The organism is Sphingomonas sp. BRN-1R, from assembly GCF_057748035.1.
The window spans coordinates 2,133,160-2,148,141 of record NZ_CM173236.1 but is presented as its reverse complement, the minus strand read 5'-3'; the positions used below and the strand labels follow the sequence as shown (position 1 = coordinate 2,148,141).

The window sequence follows — 14,982 nt, the reverse complement described above, 5'->3', positions numbered from 1 at the left end:
ACTCAATTTACAGGATGACAGATTTGCCTGCGCCCGGTAAGTGTCGTGCCAACGCCATCGGCGAAGGAGGGGGCATGAAAGCCGACGACACAGCAGCGCCGATCGTCATCACCGCCGGGGATCCGGCGGGGATCGGGCCGGAGATCGTCTGTCGCGCGCTTGCCGACCTCGACGCGGCGACGCTGGCGCGAACCCGCGTGGTCGGCCCGCGTGCCGTGCTCGAACAGGCAGCGCGTCTCGTCGGTACGGATGTGCGCTTCGGCGACGGCGCGGGTGCGGTCCGGCTCGACGATATCGCGCTCTCTGCCCCCGTCGCGTTCGGCAAGCTCGATCCGATCGCGGGCGACGCCGCCTATCGCACGATCGTCCGCGCGGTCGAGATCGTGCGGGCTGAGGGCGGTTGCATCTGCACCGCGCCGATCAACAAGGAAGCGATGAACGCCGCCGGCCACCGCTTCGATGGCCATACCGGGCTGCTCGCGCATCTCACCGGCGCGCGTGCCTCGTTCATGCTGCTCGCGTCCGAACGGCTGTCGACGATCCACGTCTCTACGCACGTCTCCCTCGCCGAGGCGATCCGCCGGGTCGAGCCGAAGCGCGTCCTCGCGACGATCCTCGCCGGCGCGGCGCAGCTCCGCCGCATCGGCACGCCCAAGCCCCGTATCGCGGTCGCCGGGCTCAACCCGCATTGCGGCGAGCACGGCCTGTTCGGTGACGAAGACGATCGCGGCATCGCGCCCGCCGTCGCGCAGGCGCGCACGCACGGCGTGGATGTGAGCGGGCCGATCTCGCCCGACACGGTATTCCACCGCGCCTATCAGGGCGAGTTCGATCTGGTCGTCGCGCAATACCACGATCAGGGCCACATCCCGACCAAGCTGGTCGCGTTCGACACGACCGTGAACGTGTCGCTGGGGTTGCCGATCGACCGGACCTCGGTCGACCACGGCACCGCCTTCGATATCGCCGGCACCGGCCGCGCCAGCCACGTCAACATGATGGCTGCACTCGCCTATGCCCGTCGCCTGGCCGATGCGCCGCGCGTCGCGAAGACCGCGGAGCTGGCGGCATGAGCGCGCCGCTGCCGATCCGCGGCATCTTCGCCGCGTCGTTCACCGCCTTCGGCTCCGACGGCACGGTCGATCCCGCACGCACCGCCGAACATGCGCGCCACCTGCTCGACAGCGGCTGCGACGGGATCGCCCTGCTCGGCACCACTGGGGAGGCGAATAGCCTGTCGACCGCCGAACGGCGCGACGTGCTGGAAGCGGTGGTCGCCGCCGGGATCGATCCGACGCGGCTGGTGCCCGGCACCGGCCTCTGCGCCGCCCCCGAGACGATTGACCTCACCCGCCACGCCCGCGCGCTCGGCGTGCGGACGGTGCTGCTGCTGCCGCCCTTCTATTACCCCGATCCGAGCGAGGACGGCTTGTTCGCGCATTACGCGCGCGTGATCGAGGGCACGCGCGACCCCGGCCTGACTGCGATGCTCTACCACATTCCGCAGATGAGCGGCGTTCGGATCACGCCCGGTCTGCTGCGGCGGCTGATCGCGGCCTATCCGGGCGTGATCGTCGGGGTGAAGGATTCGAGCGGCGACCTCGACCATATGCGCGGCCTCGTCGCGGCCTTCCCCGGCTTGTCGGTGTTCGCCGGGGCGGATCACCTCGTCGGGCCGCTGCTGCGCGCCGGCGGGGCAGGGGGTATCACCGCGACCTCCAATCTGATCGCGCCGTGGCTCGCCGATCTCGCGCGGTGTATCGCGGCCGGCGAACCGCCCGAGCGCACTCGCGCGATCGAAACGCGCATCACCACGGCGCGCACGCTGTTCCAGCGCTGGCCGCAGATCCCGGCGCTCAAGGCCGCGCACGCACTCCGCACAGGTACGCCTGATTGGGCGACGGTGAGGCCGCCGTGGCTGCCGCTCGATGCTGCCCCGCAGGCGGACCTGGCCGAGGCGATGGCGCGCCTGTTCGAAGACGGTGCGGAGGAGGTGTCGTGAAGCGGATCTGGCTGGCCGGGACGGCGCCGGTGATGATCGCGGCGGCGGCGGCGATCGCGCAACCGCAAAACGAACCAGCCCCCGCGATGGTCGACATCCCCGCCGGCCGTTTCGTGATGGGCGCCGAGGATGGCTTGTCGCGCGACTATTACAACGAGCGCCCCGCGCACCCGGTGACGATCAGCAAGCCGTTCCGCATCGCCGCGCACGAAGTCACGATCGCGGAGTGGCGGCGCTTCCGCCTCAACGCGCCGATCTCCACCGAAACGACGCCCTATGTCGCGGGCATAAGCTGGGACGATGCGGTCGCCTATGCGGCGTGGCTGTCGCAGCGCACCGGCCGCCACTATCGCCTGCCGACCGAGGCCGAGTGGGAATATACCGCTCGCCTCGCGCTGCGCGACCCTAAGCGCTACGGTGCGGTCGTCGGGCTGGAGGGTGGACCGCAGGAATGGACCGCCGATCGCTTCGGCACGTATCCGCTCGAGGCGCAGACCGATCCGACCGGCGCGGCATCGGGCGCGCTGCGGGTGGTGCGCGGCGGGCGGATCGGCTTCAACCCCAAACGCGCAAAGACCGATCCCGAAGTCGAGATCGACTATACCAGGCCCGAGGCTCGGCTCGCCTTCCCGCCGGGCTTCGCACCCAAGGCCGGGGCGGAACAGGGCGGCGGCTTTCACACGATCGGCCTGCGATTGGTCGAGGCGCCCGATCCCGCGCCGCACGACCTGCCGGTCACGCCGCCGCTCAACACGGTCGGCGTGCGCACCGATCTCGCCACCGCGAGCATGGGGCCGGACCCGAGCAAGCCCTATTTCCGCCGCCGCGTCTATCTGCCCGCGCCGCCCAACAACACCGGCGGCGCGACGATCGACGCCTCGGGCTGGGACGCGCTGTTCCGCAATCACCATCACAGCCCCGGCATCACGGTGATGCCCAACGGCGACGTGCTGATCGCGATCTACACCAGCTACCGCGAGTATGAGGCGGGCACGATGATCGTCGCGACCCGGCTGCGTCACGGCGCGGATCAATGGGATCCGCCGTCGCCGTTCGCGGATATCGTCGGCGTCAACGATCATGCGCCGCTGCTGCTGCGCGACGGCAAGACGGTGCGCTTCTTCTGGGGATCGCCGTATTCGGGTGGCAGCGAATGGGGGAAGAAGGACTTCCCGTTCCACTGGATGACGAGCGAAGACAGCGGCGCGAGCTGGTCCGCCATCCAATACCCGCGCTTCGCCGGCCCGGTGGGGCCGCACAATCGCCAGCCGGTCAACACCGCGTTCCGCGATTCGAAGGGCCGGCTGCTGCTGTCGAGCGACGGCGCGGCGGCGGACGGCGTGCCTGGCTCGACCGACGCGGTCGGGCTGCTCTGGGCGAGCGATGACGACGGGCGGACGTGGCGCGACACCGGCGGGCGCACCTTCGGCCGCCACACCACCTTCGTGGAGGCAAAGGACGGTCGCATCCTCGGCTTCGGCGGCAAGAGCACCGATATCGACGGCTTCATGCCGCTCGCCACCTCGCACGATGGCGGCAAGAGCTACGTGAAATCGCAGACGCCGTTCCCCGCGCTCGGCTCGGCGCAGCGCCCGCAGATCCTGCGGCTGAAAAGCGGGCGGCTGATGATGCTGGGCGACTACGTGCGCACCAAGCCGCTGCTCAGGCGCGTGCCGCAGCGCGGTTCCTATGTCGCGATCTCCGCCGACGACGGGAAGACGTGGCGGTTCAAGTCGCTGCCCGGCGCGGAACGCTCGGAAAAGCCCGATCGCGCGCGAGACATGGAGGGTTCGACGCTCGGCTATGTCGCCGCCGCGCAGGGCGACGACGGGGTGATCCACGTCGTCACCTCGGTCACGGTGCCGGCGGTCGCGCTCGCCTTCAACGAAGCGTGGCTCGATGCACCCGACGCACCGGCCCCCGCCGCCGCCGCGCTCGACGGCAACGACGTGACCGGCGTCACCGGACGCACCAGCCATGAGGAGCATTACCCTGACGGCGGCGTGCGCGGGCGCTGGTCGGGCGGGCGGGGCAGCAACGGCGCGTTCGTACTCGATGGCCCGCAGCGCTGGTTCTACCCGAACGGCAAACCCGAGTGGGAGGTCGAATACCGGCTCGGTCGCAAGGTCGGTGTCGAGCGCAATTACGATGTGACCGGCACGCTCGTTTCCGAACGCCGCTTCACCGGCGGCGATCGGTTCACCTGGACGCGCTGGTGGGCGCCCGGCAAGATGCGCAGCATTTCCGAATGGAACGGGCAGGCCGCCGATGGCCGCGCGCGCGTCTGGACGGCGGCGGGCAAGCTTGTCAGCGACGTGGTGTTCAAGGACGGGCTGCTTCCCGGCCACGTTTTCACGCCGGGCGGCACCCCGCCGGAGAACGTCCAGTGACAGCGCCCGATCCGTTTCGCCCGGTCGTGATCGAGCGACCCGCGCGCCTCTATTTCGGGGTCGGCTGCATCGGCGAGGTCGGCGCGTTCGCGGCGCGGCGCGGGGTGCGCCGCACATTGCTCATCACCGCGCCGTTCTTCCGCGACCGCATCGGCGATCTCGGATTGGACGGCGAGGTCAGCGTGTTCGACGGCGTCGATCGCGAGCCCGATACGGCGATGGTCGCGGCGGCGCGCGGGCTTGCCGATACGGTGCGCCCCGATCTGATCGTCGGGGCGGGCGGCGGCAGCGTGATGGATCTGGCCAAGCTGATCGCCGTCCTCGCCGGATCGGAAGTGGCGCTGGCGGACGTGGTCGGCGTCGACCGGGTGCCGTCGCGCACGATCGCACTCGCGCAGGTGCCCTCCACCGCCGGCACGGGCAGCGAGGCGGGTCCGCGCGCTTTGGTGAGCGATCCCGCGAGCGGCACCAAACTCGCGATCGAAGCGCAACAGATGGTGGCCGATCTCGTCGTGATCGATCCCGCGCTGGCGCGCACCGTCCCCGCGACCATCACCGCCGAAACCGGGCTCGACGCGCTGGCCCATTGTGTCGAGGCGTTCACCAACGTCCGCGCGCATGCCGCGACTGACCTCTATGCGCGCGAGGGCATCCGCCTGATCGGCCGCTACCTGCGCCGCGCGGTGGAGAACGGCGACGATCTCGACGCACGCGCCGGGCTTGCGCTCGCCGCGCTCTATGGAGGCTACTGCCTGGGGCCGGTCAACACCGCTGCCGGGCACGCCGTCGCCTACCCGCTCAGCACGCGGCATGGCATCTCGCACGGGCGCGCCAATGCGATCATCTTTCCGCACATCCTTGCGCACAATGCGCCGGCCGTGCCCGAGCGCACGCGCGAAATCACCGAACTGCTCGGGCTCGGCACCGTAGGCCATAATGCGGTGTTCGCCGCCGCGAGCGCGTTCTGTCGCGATCTCGGCATCGACATGCGGCTGTCCGCGCACGGCATCGGCGCGGGCGATCTGGACGCGATGGCGGCTGAGGCGGCGGCGATCCGGCGGCTGCTCGACAACAACCCGCGCGCGATCGATCAGGCCGAGATCGCCGGCATCTACCGCGCCGCGCTGTAACGCGTCAGAGGCTGAGGTCGATCAGCCCGCCGCCGAACAGCCGGTCGCGCGAGTGGCGGATGTGCGCGCGCATCGCATCGCCCGCCGTCTGCGCGTCGCCGGCGGCGATCGCCTCGACGATGCGGCTATGCTCGTCGGTGGATTCGCCGAGCCGGCCCGACGGCTTGAGCAACGCCATACCGTGCAGCTTCATGCCGATCGCGATCTGATCGCGCAACGCAGCCAGCACCGAGGAGAAATACTGGTTGTTCGACGCCTTGGCGATGGTGAGGTGAAATTCGAAATCGACATCCTCGCGGTGGACGTGATCGGCGGTGGCGCGCTCCAGCCGGCGCAGGATCTCGCCGAGCTGTGCGATCACCGCGTCGCTGCGGCGCCCTGCGGCGAGTTCGGCGCATTTGCCCTCAATCGTCTCGCGAAACTCGAAGCAGCGCTGGATATCGGCGATCGTCTCCGCCGGCCCAAACAACTGCGGCACGTCCGCCATGTCGTCCGCCGCTTCGCCCTGCTGGCCGAGCACGAAGCTGCCCGCGCCCTGTCGTGAGTAGATCACTCCGTCGTCGCGCAACCGCTTGAGCGCATCGCGGATGACAGGCCGCGACACCTCGAACGAGCGGGCGAGCTCGTGCTCGCTCGGCAACTTCGTCTCGCGCGAATAGCGACCGCTGGAGATCAGCCCGAACAGATGCTCGTACACCTTGTCCGCGAGCGTGCCGCCACGCTGGCTGTCCGCACTTGCATCGCCGCTTGTAAGGACGGGGATCGGATCGGGCGTCGCGTTCTGCTGCATCCCGTGAGGGATACCCCGCTCCGTGTCACTTGGGAAGCAGCGTTCTGCGCTTGTTTTACAAGTGGCGGCATCGTCAGGTCGGGCGTTCCCAAGTGCTCGAATGGAAGATTGGCGACCACGCGTCTGCGATGACGTTCCTTTTGAAGGCGGATTCTAGGGGGTCGGGGAGAACGTGCGTCCGCGACAGGCTGGCGGAAGAGGTGGGATTCGAACCCACGGAGAGCTTGCACCCTCGCCGGTTTTCAAGACCGGTTCCTTAAACCACTCGGACACTCTTCCTTACCCGCTACGGCTCGCAACGCGGTGGATCCGATCCCGAATCGCGTTGCCTCCGGCCGGTTGTATCGCTTCTCCATTCTCGCGCCCGCTTCCGCAAGCGCTGGATGCTTGAAGGACGCGGCCGCCGCTCACCCCGTAGCACGCCGAGACCGGCACCGCTTACGGCGGGAACGGCGTTTTGTGCAAGGGGGCAGCCTTTGGGGGTTCATGTCGGCGCGGGCTTGTGCCAGAGTCATGTTCATGCGGGGCTTTACCAGATCTTTGACGGCGATCGGCGCGGCGCTCTCCGCCTTACTCGCGGTGCCGGCCGGCGCGCAGGATGATGCGGGCTTTCAGGCGTTCCTCGGCCAGTTGCGGGTGCAGGCGCGCGCGCAGGGCGTGTCGAACGCGACGCTCGATGCGGTGCTGCCGACGCTGACGCTCAACCAGCGCGTGATCGACCTCGATCGCCAGCAGCCGGGCAATCCCGCCAGCACCGCAACGCCGCCTTATGCGCCGTACCGGATCGCGCACGTCGATGCACAGCGGATCAGCCGGGGTCGCGCCGCGTATCAGGCACAGCGTTGGCGGCTCAAGAAGATCGAGGACGAAACCGGCGTTCCCGAATCGATCATGGTGGCGATCTGGGGCAACGAGACCAATTACGGCGTGGTGATGGGCGGGTTCGACCTGCCGCGCGCGCTCGCCTCGCTTGCCTATGAGGGGCGGCGGCGCGACCTGTTCACCGACGAGTTCATCGGCGCGCTCAAGATGCTCGATCGCGGCGTGCCGCGTTCGAAGCTGGTGGGGAGCTGGGCCGGCGCGACGGGCGGGCCGCAGTTCCTGCCCTCGGTCTATAACCGGCTCGCACGTGACGGCGATGGCGATGGCCGCGCCGACATATGGACGAGCGACGCGGATACGCTCGCGTCGATCGGCAATTACTTCGCCAACGCCGGCTGGCGGCCCGGCCAGCCTTGGGGCGTCGCGGTCGACGTGCCGGCCGGGTTCGACCGCTCGCAGATCGTCAACCGCCTCGTCAGCCCGCGCTGCCCGCGCGTGTTCCAGCGGCACAGCGGCTGGAAGACGATGGCGGAATGGCGCGCGCTCGGCATCGTGCCGCAGAGCCGCGCCTGGCCTGCCGACAGCGTGCTGGCGACGCTGATCGAGCCCGATGGTCCGGGCAACACCGCCTATCTGCTGACGGGAAACTACCGCGTGATCCTCGATTACAATTGCTCGAACTTCTATGCCCTGTCGGTCGGACTGCTGTCCGACGCGGTCTCGCGATAGATGTTGCTGCTCGTTCTTGCCGCTGCGCTCGGCGGTGCCGATCGCCGTCCCGCACCGAAAGCGGATGCGGCTGCCGATCAGCCGCGCGCCGGGTGGTCGCAGCCGATGCAACCCGCGTCCGGCCCGCAGGATGCTCCGCCCGATATGCCGCAGGGCACCGGCCCGCGTGCAACGTCGGGCGCGGCGCTGTTCGATATGGTCGCAGTCGCGCAACCCGGTGATGACGCTCGCGGTGTCTCGGTTTCGGCGGCAGGCGCTGCGCCCGGGAGTTTCGTCGAAGTGACCGAGCTGGGGCAGGGCCATACGATCCTCGCGCTGGTCGCCTCGAACGAAGCGCCCGGCGGGGCGGTGATGCTGTCCGCAGGTGCGTTCCAGGCGCTCGGCATCTCACCTGGCGCCGGCGTACGCGTGCGTGCCGCGCTGCCGAGCCCGCAGGATCAGACGGCGCTGCGCTCGGGCGCGGCGGCTTCTGCGCGGATCGACGCGCCCGAGGTGCTGCTCAAGGCGCTGCGCCGGCGCGTACCTGCGTCGGTCGCGGCGGTGACAGCCCCGACGCGCCCGGTACGCCAGCGCTCCGGGGATCCTGCGCCAAGCCGCGTCCGTGCACCCGCACTCGCACCGGACGACGATGCATCGCCCGGCGCGCCTTATGCGACGCCCGCGCCGGTTGCGCGCAACCAGCCGCACGCGGCCTCTCATGCTCCGGCCCCGCACGCCCCGGCACCCGCGCCCGCGCTTCGCTCGGGCTATGTCGTGCAGGTCGCAGCCCTGTCATCAGGCCCGCGTGCCAACGACCTCGCGCGCACGCTTGGTGGGCGCGTGATCGGCGGGGGTGGGCTGTACCGCGTCCAGCTCGGCCCGTATGGCGATGCTGCCACGGCCAATCGCGCGCGTGACGCGGCGGCGCGGCGCGGCTATCGCGACGCGCGTGTCGCCCGCACACAGTAGAATTCCAGCGTAACAGGACCGCTCCCACATGAAGAAACTGATCGCCGCTTCCGTCCTCGCGCTCGTCGCGGTGCAGCCCGTGCTGGCGGCCGCGCCGCAGTTCGATACGCCTGCGCCGGTGGCGTATATGGAGGATCTGTCCTCGGGCTCGATCCTGTACCAGAAGGATGCCGACCGCCGCATGCCGCCCGCGTCGCTGGCGAAGATGATGACGGTCTATGTCGCGTTCAGCCTCGTCAAGAGCGGCGACCTCAAGCTCGACCAGCAGTTCGAGATGCAGCCCGAGACGTGGAAGAAGTGGCATTCGCAGGGCTCGACCATGTTCCTGTCGGCGGGCGAGAAGGTCAGCGTCGCCGACCTGCTCTACGGCATCGTCACCTTGTCGGGGAACGACGCGTGCGTGGTGCTGGCCGAGGGGATCGCCGGGACCGAACCGTCGTTCGTCGAGCGGATGAACCGTGAGGCGGCGAAGATCGGCCTCAAGAACAGCCACTTCGGCACGTCGAACGGCTGGCCCGATGGCGGTGCGACCTATGTGACCGCGCGCGATCTCGCCACGCTCGCCAAGGCGACGATCACCAACTTCCCGGACCTGTACAAGCGCTTCTATTCGCGGCCCGATTTCACCTGGGGCAAGACGCTGGGTGCGGGCGCGGCGATCAAGCAGGAGAACCGCGACCCGCTGCTCGGTCGCGTGGCCGGCGCCGACGGGTTGAAGACCGGCCATACCGAGGAGGCTGGCTACGGCTTCACCGGCTCGGCGATCCAGAACGGGCGTCGCCTCGTGATGGTGCTGGCGGGTCTCGGCACCTATGGCCAGCGCGCCGAGGAATCGGTCAAGTTCATGAACTGGGGCTTCCGCTCGTGGCAGGCCAAGCCGATCGTGTCGAAGGGCAAGAAGGTCGAGACCGCCGAAGTGCAGGGCGGCAGCACCAATCATGTCGATCTCGTCGCCGGCTCGAACCTGACCGCGACGCTGCCCGCCGGGGTCGGTTCGGAAATGTCGCTCAAGGTGGCATATGACGGCCCGATCAAGGCACCGATCAAGGCTGGCCAGCACATCGCGGATCTGCTCGTCACCGCGCCCGACATGCCGGTGCAGCGGCTGCCGCTCGTCGCCGCGACTGATGTTGCGGAGGCGGGCTTCTTCGGCCGGGTGTGGGCCGGGCTGATGAGCCTGTTCGGCGCGTAAGATGACGGACGATCGCGGGCGCTTCATCTCGCTGGAAGGCGGGGAGGGTGCCGGCAAATCGACTCAGGCGCGGCGGCTCGCCGAGGTCTTGCGCGAACGCGGAATCGAGGCGGTCGTCACCCGCGAACCCGGCGGCAGCGAGGGCGCTGAAGCCGTGCGCGCGCTGCTGTTACAGGGTGCGCAGGGCCGCTGGAGCGCGCGTAGCGAGGCTTTGCTGTTCGCCGCCGCGCGTACGGATCATGTCGAGAAGACCATCGAGCCCGCGCTCGATGCCGGGGCCTGGGTGATCTGCGACCGCTTCCTCGACAGCAGCCGTGCCTACCAAGGGCTCGCGGGCGGGATCGCCGACACCGACATCCTGGCGCTGCACAGCTTCGGTTCGGGAGGGTTGCTGCCGGACCGCACCTTCGTGCTGGAAGTGTCCGTGGAGCAGGGCCGCGCGCGTGCGGAAAGCCGTGACGGCGCGGCGGCGGATCGTTTTGCGGCACGCGGAGACGCGTATCACGCCGATGTCGCGGCCGCCTTCCGCCGCTTTGCCGACACCGAGCCCGCGCGCTTCCGGCTGATCGACGCATCGGGCGACGCCGACACCGTAACGCAGGCGCTGCTCGCCGGGCTCGCCGATCTGCTGCCATGACGCTGCCGGTCGGCAACGATGCGGCGCACGCGGCGTTCGCGGCGGCGATAGCGGGCGGCTCGCTCCACCACGCCTGGCTGTTCGCCGGGCCGGAGGGGATCGGCAAGGCAAGCTTCGCACGCGCCGCCGCGCTGCGGCTGCTCGCCGACGCAGGTGCGCCGGGCACGCTGCCGCCCGGCTTCGAGGTGCCCGAGGATCATCAGACGCGCAGGTTGATCGAGGCAGGTTCGCACCCCGATTACCGTGAACTCAAACGTTTGCCCAAGGAATCTGACAAGACGGGTCAGGAACTGGCGCGCAGCATCACCATCGCACAGGTGCGTGCGCTGCTGCCGATGTTCGGGATGAAGCCGTCGCTGTCGCCGCGCCGTGTCGTGCTGATCGACGCGATCGACGATGTCGAGCGGCCGGGGGCCTCCAACGCGTTGCTCAAGAGCCTCGAGGAGCCGCCGGCGGGGACGATCTTCATCCTCATCAGCCACGCGCCCGGCCGGCTGCTGCCGACGATCCGCTCGCGCTGTCGGCTGCTCCGCTTCGATCCGCTCGGCGAAGCGGACATGCGGCGGATCGTCCAGGCGCAGTCGCCGCAGGCCGATGATGCCGAAATCGACGCGCTGGTGCGAGCCGGCGCGGGCTCGCCGGGGCGGGCACTGGGCTTCGCAGGGCTCGATCTCGCCGCGCTCGACGGTGCGCTGGCGGCGATCGCGCGCGACGGAGATCGCAGCAACGCGCGGCGTGTGAAGCTCGCCAAGCTGCTCGCGCCCAAGGCCGCGCAGCCGCGCTACGAAGCCTTTCTCGACCGCGTACCCGCCTTCATCGCCGAACGCGCGCGCACCCGGCATGGCGAACCGCTGCGCGTGGCGCTCGACAGCTACGACGCCGCCCGCGCGTTGTCGGCGAGCGCGCGCGCCCTGTCGCTCGATACCCAAGGAACGGTGTATGAAATGGCCGGCCTCGTTGCGAAGCTCGCCGCCCCGGCTTAGGGAGGGGCATGGCCGAACCCTATTATATCACCACCGCAATCAGCTACCCCAACGGCAAGCCGCACATCGGCCACGCCTATGAAGCAATCGCCGCCGATGCGATCGCCCGCTTCCAGCGGCAGGCCGGGCGCGAGGTGCGCTTCCAGACCGGCACTGACGAGCATGGCCTCAAGATGGTGCAGACCGCACGCGACAAGGGGCTTGAGGTACGCGCGCTCGCCGACGAAATGTCCGGGCTTTTTCGCACGATGTGCGACAGCCTTGATATCTCATATGATCGTTTCATCCGCACTACCGAGCCCGATCATCACCGCGCCAGCCAGGCGATCTGGCAGGCGATGGCGGATGCCGGCGACCTGTATCTAAGCCGCTACGAAGGCTGGTATTCGGTGCGCGACGAAGCCTTTTACGACGAGAAGGAACTCGTCGACGGGGAAGGGGGCGCCAAGCTCTCACCGCAGGGCACGCCCGTCACCTGGACCGCCGAGGAAAGCTGGTTCTTCCGTCTCTCCAAATACCAGCAGCCGCTGCTCGATCATTACGCAGCCAATCCCGACTTTATTCGCCCCGAAAGCCGCCGCAACGAGGTGCTGCGCTTCGTCGAGGGCGGACTCGCCGATCTTTCGGTGTCGCGCACCAGCTTCGACTGGGGCGTAAAGGTGCCGGGCAGCGACGGTCACGTCATGTACGTGTGGGTCGATGCGCTGACCAACTATCTGACCGGCGCGGGCTATCCCGACGATGCGGCAACGCTGGCGAAGTTCTGGCCGGCCGATCTCCACCTGATCGGCAAGGATATCGTGCGTTTTCATGCGGTTTACTGGCCGGCGTTCCTGATGAGTGCGAAGCTGGCGCTGCCGAAGACGGTGTTCGGCCACGGCTTCCTGCTCAACCGGGGCGAGAAGATGTCGAAGTCGCTCGGCAACGTCACCGATCCCGCCGACCTGATCGCGCGTTTCGGCGTCGATGCGGTGCGTTATTTCCTGCTGCGCGAGGTGTCGTTCGGGCAGGACGGCAGCTATTCGGCCGAGGCGATCGTCACGCGGATCAACGCCGATCTTGCCAATGGTTTCGGCAATCTGGCGCAGCGCACGCTGTCGCAGATCTTCAAGAATTGCGACGCCGCGCTGCCCGCGATCCACGGCCATGATACGGCCGACAACGCTCTGTTCGAAATTGTCGGCAAGGCGGTGCACGAGGCGATGCCGGCGGCGTTCGGCGACCTCGCGCTGTCGCACGCGACCGAGCATTGGATGCAGGCGGTCTATGCGTGCAACGCCTATATCGACGAACAGGCGCCGTGGAAGCTGCGCAAGACCGATCCGGCACGCATGGAGACGGTGTTGGCGACGCTCTACATCTGCATCGCGCAGCTCGCGGTGGCGATCCAGCCGATCATCCCGCGCAGCGCCGCGACCCTGCTCGACCGGATGGGCGTTGCCGCCGACCTACGCGATTTCACCGCGATCGGCTCGCATTGGTATTCGCCACTGGCCGAGAGCGGCTTCCGGCTCGATCAGCCGGTCGGGTTGTTTCCCCGGCTCGAACTGCCCGCCGAGGACGCTGCCTGATGTTCGCCGACAGCCATTGCCACCTCGATTACAAAGGGCTTGGCGACCGGCAGGCGGAGGTGCTCGCCAACGCCCGCGCGCGCGGTGTGGAGGTGATGCTCAACATCGCCACGCGCGAGAGCGAGTGGGACATGGTGCTCGGCACCGCCGAGCGCGAGGCCGATGTCTGGGCAACGGTCGGCATCCACCCGCATGAGGCGGACCAGCACCCGGACGTCGACACTGCCCGACTGATCGAACGCGCGCAGCATCCGCGCGTGGTCGGCATCGGGGAGACAGGGCTCGATTACTATTACGACAAGAGCGATCGCGAGCGTCAGCAGGCGAGTTTCCGCGCCCATATCGCTGCCGCGCGGGCGACGCAGTTGCCGATCGTGGTGCATACCCGCGATGCGGAAGAGGATACCGCCGCGATCCTGCGCGAGGAGATGGAGCAGGGGGCTTTCCCCGGCGTGATTCACTGCTTTACCGCGAGCGATGCTTTTGCAGATGTGGCACTTGCGTTGGGTTTCTACATCTCGATCTCAGGAATTGTGACGTTCAAGAACGCGCAGGATCTGCAAGCCACCGCCAAGCGCCTGCCGATCGACCGGCTGCTGATCGAGACCGACGCGCCGTTCCTCGCGCCGGTCCCGCATCGCGGCAAGACCGGCGAGCCGGCCTTCGTAGCGGACACCGCTGCTTTCCTCGCGGGCCTGCGCGGCGAAGCGATCGAAACGCTGGCGGCGGCGACCGCACGCAACTTCTATACTTTGTTCAGCAAGGTTCGCGCATGAAGGTGCGGGTGCTCGGCTCGGGCACGTCGTCGGGCGTGCCGCGGATCGGGAACGACTGGGGCGCGTGCGACCCCGCCGATCCGCGCAATGCGCGCACGCGCGCGTCGATCCTGGTCGAGACAACGACCACACGCATCCTCGTCGATACCGGGCCGGACATGCGCGCGCAGTTGCTCGCCGCACGCGTCGGCAGCGTGGATGCGGTGATCTGGACGCACGACCATGCCGATCACACCCATGGCATCGACGATCTGCGGCAGGTGTATCACGAGATGGGGCGGCCGGTACGCGGGCTGGCGCGACCGTGGACCGCGCGCACGCTGACGACGCGATTCCCCTATGTGTTCGCCGGCGCGGGTGGCTATCCGCCGACCGCGACGATCGAAGACTTGGGCGACGTATTCACCATCGGCGATATCGCGATCCGGGTCGCGGATCAACCGCACGGCACGATCACGTCGGCTGGCTTGCGCTTCGAGGCTGATGGCAAGAGTTTAGGATATGCGACCGATATCAAGGAGATGACGCCGGCTGCTGAGGCGATCTACCAGCATCTCGATGTGTGGATCGTTGACGCCCTGCGGGAGCGAGTTCATCCGAGCCATGCCGATCTCGCCACCACATTGGGCTGGATCGAGGCGCTCACGCCGGGTCGGGCGGTGCTGACGCATATGGATCACTCGATGGATTATGCCACGCTTGCGGCGCATCTGCCGGCCGGCGTCGAGCCGGGGTACGACGGACTGGAGATCGTGCTGTGACGGGCGACGTGCTGCTCTACGCCGCGATGTTGCTGCTGCCCGTGTCGGCGTTGATCGCGCGACGGTTGCCTCTGGGCGAAACGCTCAAGATGGCGTTGGCGTGGGCGGCGATCTTCGGTTTCCTGTATCTCGTGGTGGTGATGTGGCAAGCGGCGATGGGAGTCGGTGCAAACGCGCGAGGACTGCTCGGCTTCTGAGTGCGAGTTTAACATAATATATATTATCGAACTGACGGGGGAAGGCGAACTGGA

General features: G+C 68.4%; 14 protein-coding genes and 1 tRNA gene. 13 read left to right on the top strand and 2 right to left on the bottom strand.

Translation table 11 applies throughout. From position 1 onward, the window contains the following. Window positions 1-74 precede the first annotated feature (74 nt). From pdxA to AC3ANX_RS09920, 4 genes are read left to right on the top strand one after another with little or no spacing between them, the layout of a single operon-like run. A complete protein-coding gene (pdxA, locus tag AC3ANX_RS09935) occupies window positions 75-1,073 on the top strand; it encodes a 4-hydroxythreonine-4-phosphate dehydrogenase PdxA (RefSeq protein WP_488336833.1) in 999 nt (332 codons plus the stop codon). Further along, the gene (locus AC3ANX_RS09930; protein ID WP_488336832.1) at window positions 1,070-2,002 is read left to right on the top strand and encodes a dihydrodipicolinate synthase family protein; all 933 of its coding nucleotides are present in this window, start codon (window positions 1,070-1,072) and stop codon (window positions 2,000-2,002) included. Before pdxA ends, AC3ANX_RS09930 begins: the two co-directional genes overlap by 4 nt. Beyond that, complete coding sequence (locus tag AC3ANX_RS09925) at window positions 1,999-4,392, top strand: SUMF1/EgtB/PvdO family nonheme iron enzyme (RefSeq protein WP_488336831.1); 2,394 nt, start codon at window positions 1,999-2,001, stop codon at window positions 4,390-4,392. Before AC3ANX_RS09930 ends, AC3ANX_RS09925 begins: the two co-directional genes overlap by 4 nt. Continuing rightward, entirely contained in the window at window positions 4,389-5,522 is a 1,134-nt protein-coding gene (locus AC3ANX_RS09920) for an iron-containing alcohol dehydrogenase (protein WP_488336830.1), read from the top strand. The genes AC3ANX_RS09925 and AC3ANX_RS09920 overlap by 4 nt, the downstream gene beginning before the upstream one ends. Before the next feature lie 4 nt (window positions 5,523-5,526). Here AC3ANX_RS09920 and AC3ANX_RS09915 read toward each other — a convergent pair whose 3' ends face one another. After that, window positions 5,527-6,312, bottom strand: a complete 786-nt coding sequence (locus AC3ANX_RS09915) for a FadR/GntR family transcriptional regulator (protein ID WP_488336829.1) — start codon at window positions 6,310-6,312, stop codon at window positions 5,527-5,529. A 189-nt stretch (window positions 6,313-6,501) separates the two neighbouring features. Beyond that, a tRNA-Ser gene (locus AC3ANX_RS09910) sits at window positions 6,502-6,591 on the bottom strand. A 240-nt stretch (window positions 6,592-6,831) separates the two neighbouring features. On the opposite strand from AC3ANX_RS09910, the gene AC3ANX_RS09905 reads away from it, so the two are divergent. The 9 genes from AC3ANX_RS09905 to AC3ANX_RS09865 are packed head-to-tail and all read left to right on the top strand — an operon-like array spanning window position 6,832 to window position 14,928. Further along, window positions 6,832-7,863 carry a lytic murein transglycosylase gene (locus AC3ANX_RS09905; protein WP_488336828.1) on the top strand — a complete coding sequence of 344 codons (1,032 nt, stop codon included), beginning with the start codon at window positions 6,832-6,834 and terminating at the stop codon, window positions 7,861-7,863. After that, the gene (locus tag AC3ANX_RS09900; RefSeq protein WP_488336827.1) at window positions 7,864-8,811 is read left to right on the top strand and encodes an SPOR domain-containing protein; all 948 of its coding nucleotides are present in this window, start codon (window positions 7,864-7,866) and stop codon (window positions 8,809-8,811) included. A 28-nt stretch (window positions 8,812-8,839) separates the two neighbouring features. Further along, window positions 8,840-10,003: a D-alanyl-D-alanine carboxypeptidase family protein gene (locus tag AC3ANX_RS09895; RefSeq protein WP_488336826.1), complete on the top strand. Its 1,164-nt coding sequence runs from the start codon at window positions 8,840-8,842 to the stop codon at window positions 10,001-10,003. Between the two features lies 1 nt (window position 10,004). Continuing rightward, window positions 10,005-10,640, top strand: a complete 636-nt coding sequence (gene tmk / locus AC3ANX_RS09890) for a dTMP kinase (RefSeq protein ID WP_488336825.1) — start codon at window positions 10,005-10,007, stop codon at window positions 10,638-10,640. Continuing rightward, the gene (locus AC3ANX_RS09885; protein ID WP_488336824.1) at window positions 10,637-11,623 is read left to right on the top strand and encodes an AAA family ATPase; all 987 of its coding nucleotides are present in this window, start codon (window positions 10,637-10,639) and stop codon (window positions 11,621-11,623) included. Before tmk ends, AC3ANX_RS09885 begins: the two co-directional genes overlap by 4 nt. Before the next feature lie 8 nt (window positions 11,624-11,631). Continuing rightward, a complete protein-coding gene (metG, locus tag AC3ANX_RS09880) occupies window positions 11,632-13,194 on the top strand; it encodes a methionine--tRNA ligase (protein WP_488336823.1) in 1,563 nt (520 codons plus the stop codon). Then, a complete protein-coding gene (locus tag AC3ANX_RS09875) occupies window positions 13,194-13,970 on the top strand; it encodes a TatD family hydrolase (RefSeq protein WP_488336822.1) in 777 nt (258 codons plus the stop codon). The genes metG and AC3ANX_RS09875 overlap by 1 nt, the downstream gene beginning before the upstream one ends. After that, on the top strand, window positions 13,967-14,731 hold the full coding sequence (locus AC3ANX_RS09870; RefSeq protein WP_488336821.1) for an MBL fold metallo-hydrolase: 765 nt from the start codon (window positions 13,967-13,969) through the stop codon (window positions 14,729-14,731). The genes AC3ANX_RS09875 and AC3ANX_RS09870 overlap by 4 nt, the downstream gene beginning before the upstream one ends. Continuing rightward, the gene (locus AC3ANX_RS09865) at window positions 14,728-14,928 is read left to right on the top strand and encodes a hypothetical protein (RefSeq protein ID WP_488336820.1); all 201 of its coding nucleotides are present in this window, start codon (window positions 14,728-14,730) and stop codon (window positions 14,926-14,928) included. The genes AC3ANX_RS09870 and AC3ANX_RS09865 overlap by 4 nt, the downstream gene beginning before the upstream one ends. The last annotated feature ends 54 nt before the right edge of the window (window positions 14,929-14,982 follow it).